This window comes from Nocardia kruczakiae NBRC 101016 (assembly GCF_001612965.1).
Lineage (GTDB): Bacteria > Actinomycetota > Actinomycetes > Mycobacteriales > Mycobacteriaceae > Nocardia > Nocardia kruczakiae.
On sequence record NZ_BDBL01000039.1, the window covers coordinates 23,977 to 37,601 of the forward strand.

Here is a 13,625-nt window from a genome sequence, read left to right on the forward strand (position 1 = left end):
GAAGGCGAATTCCCATTATGGACGACTGTCCAGTTTCCCTCTGAACGGAGCTGACATGGCCCATCGTTCGATTCGCCTCGCCGCCACCGTCGCCGCCGGCGCCCTCATCGCGGCCGGTCCGGCGCTGGGTGTCGCGGTCGCCGCCGATCCGCCCGCGGCCCCCTCGTCGGCCTCGGTGAATACCGAGGATCGGTCACTGCATCTGGCGCGTGTGCAGAACGCCCGCGATATCGGCGGATACCGCACCGCCGACGGCCACGTAGTCCGGACCGGCCTGGTGTTCCGTACCGCCGACCTGAGCAAACTGTCCGACGCGGATTCCGCCGCGCTGTCCGCTCGCGGGCTGCGGGTCGTCGACGATCTGCGCACGAGCTACGAACGTGCGCTGGGACCGGACCGGGTGCCGGTGGGCGCGACGCTGAACATCCGCGATGTGATCGGCCAGGCGCCGCCGCAGGCCATGGCGTCGACGCTGAGCGCCGGCAGCGACCTGTACCGCGCGTTCATCACGGCTCCCGGTGCGAGCGAGGCATTCGCCGGAGTCCTGCACGACATCGCCGGCAGCGACGGGTCGGTGCTGTTCCACTGCTCGGCCGGTAAGGATCGCACCGGCTGGACCGCGGCCGTGCTGCTCACCATCCTCGGCGTGGATCGCGACACCGTGAACTACGACTTCCTGCTGTCGAACTACTACCGTGACGCCGCCGAGGGCGACACGATCAACGGGGTTGTGCAGTCGGCGCTGGATTCCGCCTTCGATCAGGTCGATCGCAGCTACGGCAGTTTCGACAAATACGTGCACGACGGATTGAAGCTGACCGACGGCGAAATCGCGGTCTTGAAGGCGAAACTGCTGTCCTGACCGGAGATTTCGGCACGTGGGTGGAATCCGGTTGCGGGACAGCCGGATTCACAACTCCCGTCGCATCACGAAGTCGTGGCATACCTGGTCACCGACGGTGAAGGTCTTGGTGCCGATTCGCTGGAAACCGTGCTTGGCGTAGAAGCGCTGAGCACGCTCGTTGCGTTGATTCACACCGAGCCAGATCACCGGATATCCGTCGCGGCGGGCGTAATCCACCGCCGCGTTCATCAGAGCGGTCGAGACGCCACTGCCGTGGTGTCCGGGCATCACGTACATCTTGCTGATCTCGAGCGCGGGGCGTGCCTCGATCAGGGTGGCGACGGCGGAATCGACCGGTTCACCGGAGATCAGCATGGTGTAGCCCACGATGTCGCCGCCGAGGACGGCCTTGAGCACGGTCCGCTGCGGATCGCTCAGATAGTCGCCGAAGCGCTCGCCGGACAGCACCTCGGCGATGAAGGTGTCGATGCTCTCCTCGGTCAGCTCCGGCGGGCAGGCCAGGGGAAACGTCGCGGTGGCGACATCGCTCAATTCCTCGGCGTCCCAGAGTCCGGCGCGGTCGACGACGACTTCCTGCTCGGTCATGGGTCCAGTACAACATGTCCGGTGCGCGTCGCCGACAGGTCACCGGGCGCCGGACGCGGCCGGAAGAAGCGGGCGGTGGCGATGAGGGCCAGCGCGAACAGCAGCGGGATCACGAACCCGATCCGCAGGCTCGACGCGGCGGCGACCGCACCGACCACGCCGCCGCCGATCAACGTGCCCGCGTAGTTGAACAGGTTGAGCCGGGCGATCACCGCGTCCAGTCCGCGGCCTTCGGTGAGTCGCCCGGCCTCGCTGAAGCACAGTGGCGCGATCACGGGCAGCCCGAGGCCCGCGATGAGAAATCCGGCCAGTGCCGTGGCCGGTCCGGGCGCGGCCACCACGAGCGTCAGCCCGAGCACGCCGATGCCGGCGGCCACCCGCACCACCGCCCGTGCGCCGTAGCGGCGCACCCACCAGTCGCCGCTGAGCCGGGTGAGCAGCGAGGCGCCCTGGTAGGCGGCCAGTGCCAGGGCCGCCGTCGCCGACGAGGACAGCAGATCGTCGGTGAGGTAGAGCGCCGACCAGTTGCCCACCGCCAGATCGATCGCGAACACCAGCGCCATCGCGATTCCGAGGGCGAGATAGGCCCGCAGGGCAACGGCCGCAACGGGTTCGGGGGTACGGCCCGAGTCGGTGGGCTGGGCCTCGGCCTGGCCGGCGCCGAGCAGGCGCGGCCCGGACACCAGACTCGCCACCGCGACCACCGCGGCGGCGATGGTGACCGCGTAGGGCAGCGTGATTCCCACCTTCTCGCAGCCGGAGACGAACAGGGCGCCCAGAATCGACCCGGCACTCCACGCGGCGTAGAACGACGACAGCACGAATCGCCCGTACCCGTGCTGGATGAAGACAGCTTGCATATTCGTGCCCGCGTCGACCATGCCCACCGCGACCCCGTAACAGCCGAGCGCGATCAGATCGATCACGAGATTCGGGGCGACCGCGATCGCGAGCCCGCTCACCGCTATCAGCGTCAGCCCGGCCCGCAGCGCCACCCGGCTCGACCAGCGCACCGCGACCCGCTCGGCGAGCAGGCTGCCGCCGGCGGCCAGGCCGGAGATCATCACGACCGCGACCAGGATGACGGTGTCGGTGAGCCCGAGCCGATCCCGCTGTTGCGGCAATTCGGTGAGCACGACCGCGAGGAAGAAGCCCTGGAGGGCGAACGCCACCGAATTGGCGGTGCGGGCGGCCCGCAATGTGGTCGATACAGGAATGTATCCGCGGTCGAACATCTGCGCAGCCTAATGGGTGAGCGCCCGGAGACGGTAGCGGAGAGTTCGAGCCACGGAGGGCCGGCGACGGAAGTTCCGGCTTCGCAACGTCGCGATTACGCCGCTGTCCGACGGCGGCCGATTCCGCAGTTCATCGGTCTCGATGATCACGTCGGGCTCCCGGTTGGATAACGAAACCGGTCACGGGGACGTGTAGCCCCCTGGCCGGTGCGGCACTCTGGATACAGCGGACCGCACGGGCCGCTGGTGCACGGGTAGGGGAGTGGTCGCGTGAGTACGACAGAACGGGCCGACACGAGGCAGCAGACGACGACGCTGGCTCCCCTGGAGCCGGTGAAATTGCCTGTGGTGGAGCCGAATCCGCGCGGACATCAGGCGGGTGACCGGTGTCGCGAACCCGGGTGTGGCGATTGTCACTGGGATGTGCAGCGGCTCAAGTACTGGTTGCGCGGCAGGCTGCTGGCGGCGGGCGCCGACGATGCCGAGGTGGACAAACCGCTGGGTGCGCAGACTCCGGGTCTGCTGTGGCGGCGTGGGAACCGGTTGTGCGCTATCGAGGTGCGCAGCGCGCCGGTCTCGATCGAGCACGCGCGAAAACGCACGGCCCGGTTGAAGGCGGTGGGCTGCGACGAGGTGTTGTGGTTGTGTCCGACCGGATACTGGATCGGGCAGATACCGGCGCTGGGCGTGGACGATTTCGCCGCCGCCGGGTGTGAGTACCGGGCATTGTCGGGTGGGCTGGTCGTCGATTCCGACGGTATCCTCAGCCCCAGGCAAACCCCGTGGGGAATAAGGGAATTCATCGATGGTTGGGTCGCGGGTGAGTTGGCCTGCGGGTATCTGGACGAGGACACGAGAGGGTGGGCGACGGTGAGCGATTGGGAGGCCCACACCCACGCACAGGCGATGATGATCGCGCAGCAGCGGCAGGAACTGCTCGACCAGCGCACCGAATTGGCCTTGGCGCGCAGGGCGACTCGCGACAAGGCCAAACAGATGCACAAGATGATGCACCGGCTCGAACGCGCCGAACTCGTCGCCGGGGAGTTGGATGCGGTCAAACGCCGGCTGTCGGATCGCGACCGGCTGGAGGCCGGCCTGCGGGTGCGGATCGCGCGTCAGCGCGAGGCGGTACTGCACTGGCAGCTGATGACCTGTTTCGCGATGCTGGTGATCGTGACGTTCATCGTGGCGGGATTCATGTTGAAGTAGGGCTGGTCAGATCGCGCTCAGCCGGAACGGGGCACGATCCCAGCGCCAGCCGTGGCGCAGGACCAGCGCGATCAGATCCACCGGTTCCAGGCCGGTCTCGTCGGCCAGGCCGCGGAACTCTGCCCAGTGCACGGCGCCGGTGGCTATCCGGTTGCGGAGGATGTTCTCCGAGCGAGCGGACATGGTGTGCCGCAACAGATCCGGCTCCCCGAGCCGGCTGCCGGTGAACACCAGCCAACCCCAGCCGCGGGCGTGCGCCTGCGCACGGGCCGCCGCGAGCCGCACCCGGTTGGCGTGTAAACCCAACTGTCCCAACGCGACCACATCGATCAGCAGCACCCGTCCGTCGGTCAGCCGTGCGCCGACGGTGGGGCAGTAGGAATCCTCGACATCGTCGACGGCGAAGTCGACGGCCACGGGCCGCTCGGTGTAGCTGTCGACCTGTTCGCCGTCGTCGAGCATGCGCAGCAGCCGGGCCTGCAGCGCGGTGTCGAATGTGGTTTCGCGGCCGAGTTTCTCGGCGAACATGTGGCCGCGGGCGTCGTCGTCGGCATCGACCGTCGTGATGGGCAGCTCGGGCAGGTCGTCGGGCTCGCCACTCGGCCAATCCACGCGCCGCAGCAGCGGAAGCAGTTGCCCGGCAGCGGGTTCGGGCACACGAGGGCGATCGAGATGCCACCGGCCGCGCTGCTGCCATCCCGCGATGCGCTGATAGACGAAACCCGCGACCCGTTTGGCGTCGATCAGCGAATGCCCGGCCAGCCGCAGCTTCAGATACGCGAGATCCTGGGCGGCGATATCGCAATCTCCGACGTAGGTTTCGATGAGCAGCGTGCGCGTCAGCCGCTGATCGCCCCAGCCGACCGGATACTGCTCGGCGAACACGGCGGGGTCGGGGTAGCCGGTGGCCTGTACTCGCCGCAGCAGCTGCCCCGCCGCCCGCGTGTAGAGCTGCCGCACCCGGTCGCGGGAGAGTTCGAAGCGGGCGCCCAGCAGCGTCAAGGTCTCCGGTCGCGCACCGTCGAGCCCGAGCCGGCGGGTGAGCAGTTCGCCGTCGCGGGGGCGTTCCTCGGCTTGCGCCGCGACCATGTCCGCCAGCGTGTCGGCCATCTGCTCGGAGGTGAAGGAGATACCGTCGCGCAGGTCGTCGAGCAGCCCGGCCTGTATCTCCTCGATCCGGTTGGTCGTCACCACATGCCTTTCGCTGTCTCGCACGTCCTTTCGAAAGCCTATGCCCTCGTGCGAGTTCCGGGCGCTCGTGATCGGGTGTGTCCGACGATATGGTGACCGGATATCAGCGGCGGGCCGCTGCGGTGACTCAGCGGCGGGCCGGTTCGGTGAGGCGGCTGTTCGCACCCGCTCCGGCCGTTCGCGGCCCGCCGGCTTCGATGGCGAACACGGTGATCAGCAGCGCCAGCACCCACGCGAGCGCCGATCCGATCGCCAGGGCGTGGATGGCGCCGACGAAGCCCGGTCCGGTGGGTGATCCGGCCACCGCACCGAATATCGCGACCCCGCAAGCGGTTCCGACCTGGCGGGCGGTGTTGGACACGCCCGTCGCCAGTCCGGACCGGTCCGCCGGTGTGGCGCGTACCGTCGCGGCGACCACCGATGTCGTGATCAGGCCGGACCCGCAGCCGAGCACGGTGAAACTCAGCAGCAGCCCGCCGCTTCCGCCGCCGCCGTCGAGTGTCAGCAGCATCGCCGAACCGCAGGCCGCGAGGGCGCAGCCGATCGCGATCGCCGGGCGCGGACCGTACCGGGCGGTCAACCGTCCCGACACCGGTGCCAGCAGCACCAGCGGCAGGGCCAGCGGTAGCACGCTGACGCCGGCCGCGACGGGGGAGCGCCCCAGCGTGTCCTGCAGATACAGCATGCCGATGAACAGGATGCCGTTGAAGATCAGGTTCATCATCAGGGCCACGACATTGGGAGCGAGAAATTCCTTGTGCCGCAACAGGTCCACCGGCAGGAACGGATGCGTGCTGCGCCGCGCCGCGCCGTATGCGCCCGCCAGAGCGCCCACCGCGACCACCGCCGCGGTGCCGACGACCGCGGTCCCCGCATGGTGGCCCGCGGAAATGATGGCGAACACCAGCGCGCTCAGGCCGAGGACGAACCCGGCCAGCCCCGGCACATCGATACGCCCGCCACGCCGTGCTGGCGCGGCCGGTACCACGGCCCGCGCGGCGACGATCGCCGCGACCGTCAGCGGCACCGCGATCCAGAACACCGGCCGCCACCCGAACCGGTCCACGAGAATTCCGCCGAGCAGCGGCCCCGCCGGCAGCGCCAGCGACGAGACCGCCGCCCACGTGCCCAATGCCTTCGCCTGTCGGGCCCGGTCCGGGAAGACGTCCACGATCACGGCCATGGTGCTCGGCAGCAGCAGCGCCCCGCCCACGCCTTGGACGACCCGCGCCGCGATCAGCACCCCGATCGCCGGAGCCAGTGCGCACGCCAGCGACGCCAGCCCGAAGACCGCGAATCCTGCCAGCAGCATCCGGCGATGACCGATCCGATCGCCGACGGTCCCCGCCGCCAGCAGCAGTCCCGCGATCGCGATCACATATCCGTCCACCACCCATTGCAGCGAGGCGACGTCCGTATGCAGACCCCGCCCGATCGCCGGCAGGGCGACATTCACGATGGTCACATCCAGCAACACCAGAAACATCCCGGCGCACATCACCGTGAGGATGACGGCCGGGTTGCGCACCTGTGGAATCGAAGTCATATCCGCAGTGTGGGCGCGAAACCTTTCGGTCCGGACCGAAGTATCGGCGGCGGGCAGCGCGTGACGACCAACAGTCTTCTGCCGCGGCTTCTTTCGTTCGTGGGCGCAGAGTCAAGTCCGGCGGCGGAACCATCGCCGGCGGCGGTGGCGGCGATACACGACGGCGGTGACCCGGGCGCCCAGGGAGTCGGTGACATGGAAGTACTCGCCACCGAGGTCGGCGGCGGCATACGCGATCTCGTCGATCGAGCCGTGGATATCGCCGGCACCGAACGCGCTCAACGTCATCTCGACCGTTCCGATCGGGTCGAACCCCTCGGTCGGCGGCGCATCGAGTTCCTCCGCACGCACACGCACCACCTCAATGTCGGCCGAACCAGGACGGTAGTCAAGGTCGCGGAGCCGGGGTCACCCGCCGATCGCCGACGGCGGGGCGGCGGATGTCGCCCGTCCTGCGGTCGACGATGATTCGGTGGGCACCGAAGTGTTGTCGCGGCAGACTCGAATCATGACCGATTGCCGACCTCTCTACGGATATGCCGATATCGCCGCCGTCGGCGCCCTGCTGGCGGACCCGACCCGGGCGCGCATGATGATCGGCCTGGCGGACGGGCGCGCGCTGCCCGCGTCGGTACTGGCCGCGGAATCCGGGGTCGCGCCGTCCACGGCCAGTGAGCACCTGACCCGGTTGGTGGAGGGCGGGCTGCTCACCTTCGAGCGATCCGGCCGGCACCGGTACTACCGCATCGCCGATTCCCGGGTCGGCGCCGCGATCGAAGCGCTGGCCGTGCTGGCGCCGACGCGGCCCGTGCGCTCCCTGCGGGAATCCACCCGGGCGGCCGCGCTGCGCCGTGCCCGCAGCTGCTACGACCACTTGGCCGGGCGACTGGGTGTCGCGGTCACCGAGGCGCTACTCGACCGTCAGGCCTTGACCCGGACCGACGGTGTCGCGGGAACCGCACGCGCACAGGGGGATCCGATCTCGGCGCCGATGACCGACCACCCGTACCGCCTGGGCCCGAATGCCGAGCCCCTGTTCGCGGAGCTGGGCGTGGATCTGGACGCCGCGCGTGCCCGGCGCCGCCCGCTGCTGCGTTTCTGCGTCGACTGGAGCGAGCAACGCCATCATCTGAGCGGCGCGCTCGGCGCGGCGGTCCTGACCCGCATGGAGACCGCGGGCTGGGTGGAACGACCAGGGACCCGCCGCACGCTGCGGTTGACCGACAGCGGAGCGCGGGTACTGGACCGGGTGCTGGGTGTCGAACTCGCCGGCTAGCCCCGCTTCAGCCGTGCTCGACCGCGATCTTCATCCGGTTGAGCGTGGTCGCCATGTCGTTGTGGTTGCGCCGGCCACGCGCCCATCCGAGCGCCGTCCAATACAGCCGCAAAGGTGCGATAGCCGCCAGCTCGAACGATTCGGTGACATCGGTGCCACCGTCGCGCGGTTCGAGCCGGTAACTCCACCTGTTGACAGTCATCCCCCTGGGCCCGAGGACGGTGAAGGCGAATTCACGCTCGGGCTCGCACACCTCGACCCGGCAGGTGGTCCAGTACACCGGCCCCACCTGGTTGCGCCGCACATGCCCCCGGAACTTCGCCCCCACCGCGGGACCCGTTGCCCCGCCGACCCATTCGGCCTCGAACGTCTCCGGACTGAACTCACCGATCCGGGTGACATCACTGACCAGCGCCCACACCCGCGCCGGCGAGGCCGCCATGTGGACGGTTACCGAATCGCGCACGCCGTCTCTCCTTGCCGCTCGGTTGTCGTTCGACCGTATCGCAGGCGATGGGACCGCGGGACACATTCGTCGATGGTTCGGGGGCAGGGTGGTGTCGCGCTTCAGCTAGGCGGCTCCGAACAATTCTGGCCGGCTCGAAACAGTACTCTACCAGCGCATATGATTGATCGGATCAACTCCGAACTACAGCGAACAACTCGGGGTGAACTCTGCGTACGTGTGCTGTGTGGATTCACGCGGGCAGGGCTCTACCCGTTGCGCTGGTCTGCCGGGGTTGCTGGTTGCGACGTGGTCGCGCGCGGTGCGCAGCGGGTGAACGCACCCGTAGCCTTGGTACATGGACCTTGGGGAACGGCTCCAATCTGTTAGGAAGCGTCGCGGGCTCACCCAGCGAGAGCTTGCGCAGTCCTCTGGGGTGTCCATTTCGCTGATTCGTAAGATCGAACAGGGCGAACGCGACGACACCCGCATCGACACCCTGCGCCGCTTCGCTGTAGCGTTGGGGTGCCCTTTGACGGTCTTACTCGGCTCCAATCCCGCACCGCCGCAAGGCAATGGCGGGGGTGAGCTGTGGGCGCCCACACGTCGAGCCCTGGAGTCGATGCGCGACGCGCCGACTGCGGCAGCGGAACCGGTATCCGTGCGCAGCCTGGAAGCGGCCCTGGCGCACGCCACGCGGCTGTATCACGACAACGAATACGACCGTCTGGCCCGCGTCCTGCCGCGTCTGATAGATGACGCCGATTCAGCCCCCGCGCTGTTGCGTTCGCGCACACTGCAACTGGCTGGTTCAGTGATGGTGCAGACCCGCCAGCCCGATTCGGCGCGGATTGCGCTGAACCAGTCCCTGACCGACGCCGAATCGACGGGCAACGTTCTGGACGCAGCGTCGGCGGTAATCACACTGTGCTGGCTGTTGATTGTCGAACGGCAATTCGAGGCCGTGCGTCATCTCGCTACCCAGTGGGCCGACCGCGTGGAACCACGATTGTCCATCGCGACGACGCGCGAACTTTCCACCTGGGGATGGTTGTTGCTTCGGGCGTCGGCGGCGGCGGTACGCGATAACCGGCCCGATGAGGCCGACGAGATGATGAGGCTCGCCACCGCCGGTGCGGCGGCGGTGCGGCCCGAATCCGGTCCCTATCACCAGTATTGGACGACGTTCGACGCGGCCACGGTGGCTATGAAGCGGGTAGAGAACGCCGTGGTGGACGACCGCCCAGACGTCGCTTTGCGGCTTGCCGGCGACATCCCGCAGGACCAGCGGCCGACGTCGGACAACCGGAACCGGCACCTGATCGACGTCTCGGCGGCCCACCTGGAATTACGCCACTACGATGCCGCGTTCGACGTGCTGGTGTCGCTGTCGCACAGTGCGCGACCGTGGCTGGTCGAACAGCGCTCGGCGCGTGAACTGCTGGGCCGCATCATCTCCAAGCGTCGCACCCTCACGCCGGAAATGCGTGAACTGGCCGACTTGGTACAGCTCGAATACTAACGGCCACAACCGATATCGGATGTGGCACTTCCCCGGCCGCATCCGGAAAGTGCCATTGTCGGGCGCCCCCGTCCGCTGTGACGCTCGGTACAGCCACGCCGTCGGGTCGAACTCGATTCCCCGCGGCGGGCCTACCAACAGCATCAGCGGAAGGTGGGGAATGGACGACGCACTCGGATGGGTAGACCCGGCCTCGCCGACAACGGAATGGGATACGGCACAGGTGCGCCGGTTGGCGCGGTGGTTGGGCTACCCGCTTCGGTGGGCCGATCCGACCTCCGTGCTCGGTGTGGTCGAGCAAGTCGGCTCCCTGGGGGCCGAGGTGGTCTTGCTGGCGTCGTCGGCGCATGTGGACGCGGTAACACTGGACCGGTTGATGTCGGTTGCCGACGTGGAATGCGCCTCGCCGCGTGCGTCGTTCGGCCGCTGGCCCGCACTCGGCGGGGTACGCCGGTGAGCGCGGCGCAAGCTGGTCTTGTTTTCGTGACAGCGCTTCCGGTGACCGTCGTCGTCGCCGCGATCTTCTGGCCGTCCGACTACGACGAATGAAGCACACACCGCGCTACTGGGGCGCGGCCATGTCGAGTAGCCGGCTGGATGCTCCCGTTGGTCCGGGTCACTCGATCTGGTGTTACTGCGTGTCCGGAGACCGAAAAGCAGGAAAGGCACTTTCCGAGTCTCCTCGGAAAGTGCCTCTGACCTGTTCTTCGTTGGTGCGCGATACTGGGATTGAACCAGTGACCTCTTCCGTGTCAGGGAAGCGCTCTCCCGCTGAGCTAATCGCGCGTGGTTCGCCTACTCAGAGGCGGCGACGGGAATCGAACCCGTGTGCACGGCTTTGCAGGCCGTTGCCTCACCACTCGGCCACACCGCCAACCAAGGCCGGGTTGGCCTTCGAGCGGATGACGGGATTCGAACCCGCGACCCTCACCTTGGCAAGGTGATGCGCTACCAACTGCGCTACATCCGCATGCTGCGTCTCCGGGGCTTTTCGGCCCCTTCCGGCTGCGAGAGAGAACATTAGCCCACAACCCGCGCGCTCAACAAATCGCCTGGTAGATCGGGGTAAAAGTGAATAACATGGGTGTGTTTTCCGGAGTGCGAGTGCGCTCTATCGGGTTACGCCGGTGTGGTGACCGAAGGGGCGGTGTCCTTCCGGCGTCGCCGACGACCCGCCCCGAAGGGGCATCCCGTTCGGTGTGGCGACTTCAGCCGCCGAGCCCAGTAGGCGTCCGCCGCGCGTTGCGGTACGGGAGGGCGGGTATCTGGCGGGGTGCTGGGTGTCGAGCTCGCCGGCTAGGTCGGGCCGGGGACTGGGCAGTCCCGGTCGGTCCTCTATGTGACCCTCTCTCTGCGACTCAGGCAAGCGCAACTGCGTCCCGGTCGGGCGCGGCCCCGCCTAATGTCCCGCAATGCTTCACGCCGAGAGCGGGCGCCGACCGCACGACGATCCGCCTCACACGAGACCTTCTGCGCCCGTTCATGTCCCGTCCATCACCAACCGACTGAAACATCCAGGTCAGGCCCCGATTTGGTGTGACCCCAGGGATGCGTGTTAAGGTTCCTTCTCGTTCGGAACGGCACTCCAGCCGCCCCGAAATATCCCGGTCCCATAGCTCAGCGGGAGAGCGCTCGCCTCACACGCGAGAGGTCGCTGGTTCGAAACCAGCTGGGACCACTTCGCTTATGCAGGTCAGCTGCAGTGTCCTCTAACGCTGGCGGTCTCCGTACGATATCCGTGCAATATCGCGCGTGCTAGGCGCGTTGTTCAACGGGCAACGGCCCCAGCAGACCCACCGCTCGATCCGCCGGGCCGGGGATTACGGGTCTGCCCGAACGAGCCCTCGGTGAAGCTACGTGGGTGTACCCGCGAGGTCGATGTCGTTTTTGACGGCGATCGGCGCGCCGAGCGGGGGAGCACAGCCTGGGTCGCTTCGGTGTCACCGCCAACAGTGTGGCGCTGGAATTACCCGGACTTCCGCCATGGACGCGGTGCTTGCCGATCGCGATCTTGTCGACCGGGTCCTGTCCCGGTTACCCGCTGTGCCGCGTCCTTGCGGCGGGTAAGCAGCTACAGCGGCCACCAATGGGGGTACGAAACCGGTACGGCCGCCTCGTCCCCGTCGCTTGCGATGAGCGCCCGGGCCGGCTTCCATCTCGAAGAACCGGTCCCTGCCTGCCAACTTCTTGACCAGGAAACCCACCTCCAGCACACGTCAACAATTGGCTTTTCCGGCTCGAACCGAGCAAGAGGTTGTGGCCGATAGGGAGTTGCGTGCTTCCGCAGTGGCAGGTCGGCCCTGCCGAGAACGATGGGGGCGCGCCGCATCGACTTGCGAGGCAGGACGTCGTGAACCCCAGAACCTGGGCAAGACACAGATTCGTGGGCCCGAACGTCCGTTCAGTTCGTGGGGCGTGTGCCCGCGGTCGAAGCCGCGGCGATGATCCAGTTGCTGAATTCCGCGGCCAGATGCCATTGGTGTTGGCGGATGAGGCGGGCGGGTACGGTGCCGGGGAACTGGACGGTCAGCAGAGCGTCGAGGGTGCCGTCGCGATCGCGGAATTGATGGCGGACTCCACCGATGACCAGGCCGTCATCGAGACTTGCCTGTCCCGCGATTTGGATCGGGTAGGCGGGGTCGATCGGGATGGTGAGGGTGTCGCTCGCGGTGTAGTCGATGATGAATCTGGTTGCGGCGGGGCTTCCTCCGGTGGTTTCGAGGACTTCTTGGCGTCCGTCGGGTAGGCCGCGCACAAGGTAGTGATCCGGGCACGCGGCGATCATGTCTGCTTCGGCGTTGGTGGTCGTCAGGTCGTTGAACCACGTGGCGAATCGTTCGGCGGAGTAGCCGGGTACCTCGAGGCGGGTAACGCAGTGTTTGGTTCGGCCTCTGCTCGCTGCCACCCCGATGCGGGATGTGCGTTCGGAGAAGGCCAGTTCGTGCCGGAGTAGCGCGTAAATGCCGGCGTGACCGAGTCGGGTTTTCAGTGTGATCAATGCGGAGCGTTGCTCGTCGAGCGGAGCGGTGCGCAGCTGGTGAGGTGTGCGGTCGGGCATGAGCTCGTTCATCCCGAGATGTCCCAGGCGCGCAGCGAGTTTCCCGAGAACTGCTGTGGCGCGGCGTGATTCCCATGCGCGTACCTGTTCACGTGTCACGTTCTGCGTGCCGACAGTCGCCCGGATCTGCGCGGTTTCGGTCATGTCTGCTCCTGCGATTCTTGTTCTTGTTGGCCCGGCACCCAGGTTCCGGGCGCATGTGCGGTGCGCACATCGATGACTGGAAGGTCCGGCTCGTCCCGGACGAGCCCACATTCCTGCGGCTGCCGAGTTGGAGAGACTCCGTAACCGTTCGAGGCGAACGTGCGGCAACTGCTGGCCGATCTCACCACGCATCGAACGTTCTGTCTACACATTCTTCAACTCACAGTGAACAGTAGCGTGTGACTGTTCGGCCGCGAAACCAATCCGATCGCCCACCTCGAGTATCACTAAATATTCACTTTACGTGGGCTGTTAGCCGGAGTTTGGGCCCAGTCTTGCGATTATCCTCGTGACCTCGGAGCTACCCCGCATTCCTTGCGGGTTGACATCGTCTCCCGAACTGTTCCATGCTACTTAACGCCACTCGGGTTGCCGAGACCGCCGCTTCCCGTCATCGACGCCGAAGGAGCCTTGATGTCATCCTCGATCTCTCGACCATGGTCGACCTGCGCACGGTGGCCGGCCACAACTCTCGCTCGCTGCCTT

The 13,625-nt window shown here is 67.3% G+C and carries 12 protein-coding genes, 4 tRNA genes and 1 pseudogene; 6 read left to right on the top strand and 11 right to left on the bottom strand.

Going from position 1 to position 13,625, the window contains the following annotated elements:
• Positions 1-55 precede the first annotated feature (55 nt).
• Positions 56-862 carry a tyrosine-protein phosphatase gene (locus NK1_RS25600; RefSeq protein WP_063012673.1) on the top strand — a complete coding sequence of 269 codons (807 nt, stop codon included), beginning with the start codon at positions 56-58 and terminating at the stop codon, positions 860-862.
• 48 nt (positions 863-910) lie between these two features.
• Here NK1_RS25600 and NK1_RS25605 read toward each other — a convergent pair whose 3' ends face one another.
• A complete protein-coding gene (locus tag NK1_RS25605) occupies positions 911-1,450 on the bottom strand; it encodes a GNAT family N-acetyltransferase (protein WP_063012675.1) in 540 nt (179 codons plus the stop codon).
• Positions 1,447-2,685 (bottom strand): MFS transporter, encoded by a 1,239-nt coding sequence (locus NK1_RS25610; RefSeq protein ID WP_063012677.1) that lies wholly within the window; start codon positions 2,683-2,685, stop codon positions 1,447-1,449. The genes NK1_RS25605 and NK1_RS25610 overlap by 4 nt, the downstream gene beginning before the upstream one ends.
• Before the next feature lie 270 nt (positions 2,686-2,955).
• Between NK1_RS25610 and NK1_RS25615 the strand changes: the two genes are divergently transcribed.
• Positions 2,956-3,897: a hypothetical protein gene (locus tag NK1_RS25615; RefSeq protein WP_245660814.1), complete on the top strand. Its 942-nt coding sequence runs from the start codon at positions 2,956-2,958 to the stop codon at positions 3,895-3,897.
• 6 nt (positions 3,898-3,903) lie between these two features.
• Here the strand turns inward: NK1_RS25615 and NK1_RS25620 are convergent, their stop codons facing one another.
• From NK1_RS25620 to NK1_RS25630, 3 genes are all read right to left on the bottom strand, one after another.
• Complete coding sequence (locus NK1_RS25620; protein ID WP_063012788.1) at positions 3,904-5,088, bottom strand: hypothetical protein; 1,185 nt, start codon at positions 5,086-5,088, stop codon at positions 3,904-3,906.
• 127 nt (positions 5,089-5,215) lie between these two features.
• Positions 5,216-6,634, bottom strand: a complete 1,419-nt coding sequence (locus tag NK1_RS25625; RefSeq protein ID WP_063906109.1) for an MFS transporter — start codon at positions 6,632-6,634, stop codon at positions 5,216-5,218.
• Positions 6,635-6,745: 111 nt separating this feature from the next.
• The gene (locus NK1_RS25630; RefSeq protein ID WP_167354304.1) at positions 6,746-6,991 is read right to left on the bottom strand and encodes a hypothetical protein; all 246 of its coding nucleotides are present in this window, start codon (positions 6,989-6,991) and stop codon (positions 6,746-6,748) included.
• Positions 6,992-7,142: 151 nt separating this feature from the next.
• Here NK1_RS25630 and NK1_RS25635 point away from each other — a divergent pair, with 151 nt between their 5' ends.
• Complete coding sequence (locus tag NK1_RS25635; RefSeq protein WP_063012791.1) at positions 7,143-7,910, top strand: ArsR/SmtB family transcription factor; 768 nt, start codon at positions 7,143-7,145, stop codon at positions 7,908-7,910.
• 7 nt (positions 7,911-7,917) lie between these two features.
• Here NK1_RS25635 and NK1_RS25640 read toward each other — a convergent pair whose 3' ends face one another.
• Entirely contained in the window at positions 7,918-8,376 is a 459-nt protein-coding gene (locus tag NK1_RS25640) for an SRPBCC family protein (protein ID WP_157104436.1), read from the bottom strand.
• Between the two features lie 337 nt (positions 8,377-8,713).
• Between NK1_RS25640 and NK1_RS25645 the strand changes: the two genes are divergently transcribed.
• Both NK1_RS25645 and NK1_RS25650 read left to right on the top strand, forming a co-directional pair.
• The gene (locus NK1_RS25645) at positions 8,714-9,877 is read left to right on the top strand and encodes a helix-turn-helix domain-containing protein (protein WP_063906110.1); all 1,164 of its coding nucleotides are present in this window, start codon (positions 8,714-8,716) and stop codon (positions 9,875-9,877) included.
• 160 nt (positions 9,878-10,037) lie between these two features.
• A complete protein-coding gene (locus NK1_RS25650) occupies positions 10,038-10,334 on the top strand; it encodes a hypothetical protein (RefSeq protein ID WP_063012685.1) in 297 nt (98 codons plus the stop codon).
• 254 nt (positions 10,335-10,588) lie between these two features.
• Here NK1_RS25650 and NK1_RS25655 read toward each other — a convergent pair.
• The 3 genes from NK1_RS25655 to NK1_RS25665 form a co-directional block, all read right to left on the bottom strand.
• Positions 10,589-10,663, bottom strand: a tRNA-Val gene (locus NK1_RS25655).
• A 17-nt stretch (positions 10,664-10,680) separates the two neighbouring features.
• Positions 10,681-10,751 (bottom strand) — tRNA-Cys (locus NK1_RS25660).
• Between the two features lie 23 nt (positions 10,752-10,774).
• Positions 10,775-10,847, bottom strand: a tRNA-Gly gene (locus tag NK1_RS25665).
• A gap of 636 nt (positions 10,848-11,483) precedes the next feature.
• Here NK1_RS25665 and NK1_RS25670 point away from each other — a divergent pair.
• A tRNA-Val gene (locus NK1_RS25670) sits at positions 11,484-11,555 on the top strand.
• Positions 11,556-11,651: 96 nt separating this feature from the next.
• Here the strand turns inward: NK1_RS25670 and NK1_RS36370 are convergent.
• Positions 11,652-11,793: pseudogene (locus tag NK1_RS36370) on the bottom strand (hypothetical protein); the annotation flags it as partial.
• Positions 11,794-12,278: 485 nt separating this feature from the next.
• Positions 12,279-13,079: a hypothetical protein gene (locus NK1_RS35135; RefSeq protein WP_063012687.1), complete on the bottom strand. Its 801-nt coding sequence runs from the start codon at positions 13,077-13,079 to the stop codon at positions 12,279-12,281.
• Between the last annotated feature and the right edge of the window lie 546 nt (positions 13,080-13,625).

What these genes read in the sequence shown, in the direction of transcription:
- NK1_RS25600 (WP_063012673.1), top strand. Translation starts at nt 56, where the DNA reads ATGGCCCATCGTTCGATTCGCCTCGCCGCCACCGTCGCCGCCGGCGCC.
- NK1_RS25605 (WP_063012675.1), bottom strand. Translation starts at nt 1,450, where the DNA reads ATGACCGAGCAGGAAGTCGTCGTCGACCGCGCCGGACTCTGGGACGCC.
- NK1_RS25610 (WP_063012677.1), bottom strand. Translation starts at nt 2,685, where the DNA reads ATGTTCGACCGCGGATACATTCCTGTATCGACCACATTGCGGGCCGCC.
- NK1_RS25625 (WP_063906109.1), bottom strand. Translation starts at nt 6,634, where the DNA reads ATGACTTCGATTCCACAGGTGCGCAACCCGGCCGTCATCCTCACGGTG.
- NK1_RS25635 (WP_063012791.1), top strand. Translation starts at nt 7,143, where the DNA reads ATGACCGATTGCCGACCTCTCTACGGATATGCCGATATCGCCGCCGTC.
- NK1_RS25645 (WP_063906110.1), top strand. Translation starts at nt 8,714, where the DNA reads ATGGACCTTGGGGAACGGCTCCAATCTGTTAGGAAGCGTCGCGGGCTC.
- NK1_RS25650 (WP_063012685.1), top strand. Translation starts at nt 10,038, where the DNA reads ATGGACGACGCACTCGGATGGGTAGACCCGGCCTCGCCGACAACGGAA.
- NK1_RS35135 (WP_063012687.1), bottom strand. Translation starts at nt 13,079, where the DNA reads ATGACCGAAACCGCGCAGATCCGGGCGACTGTCGGCACGCAGAACGTG.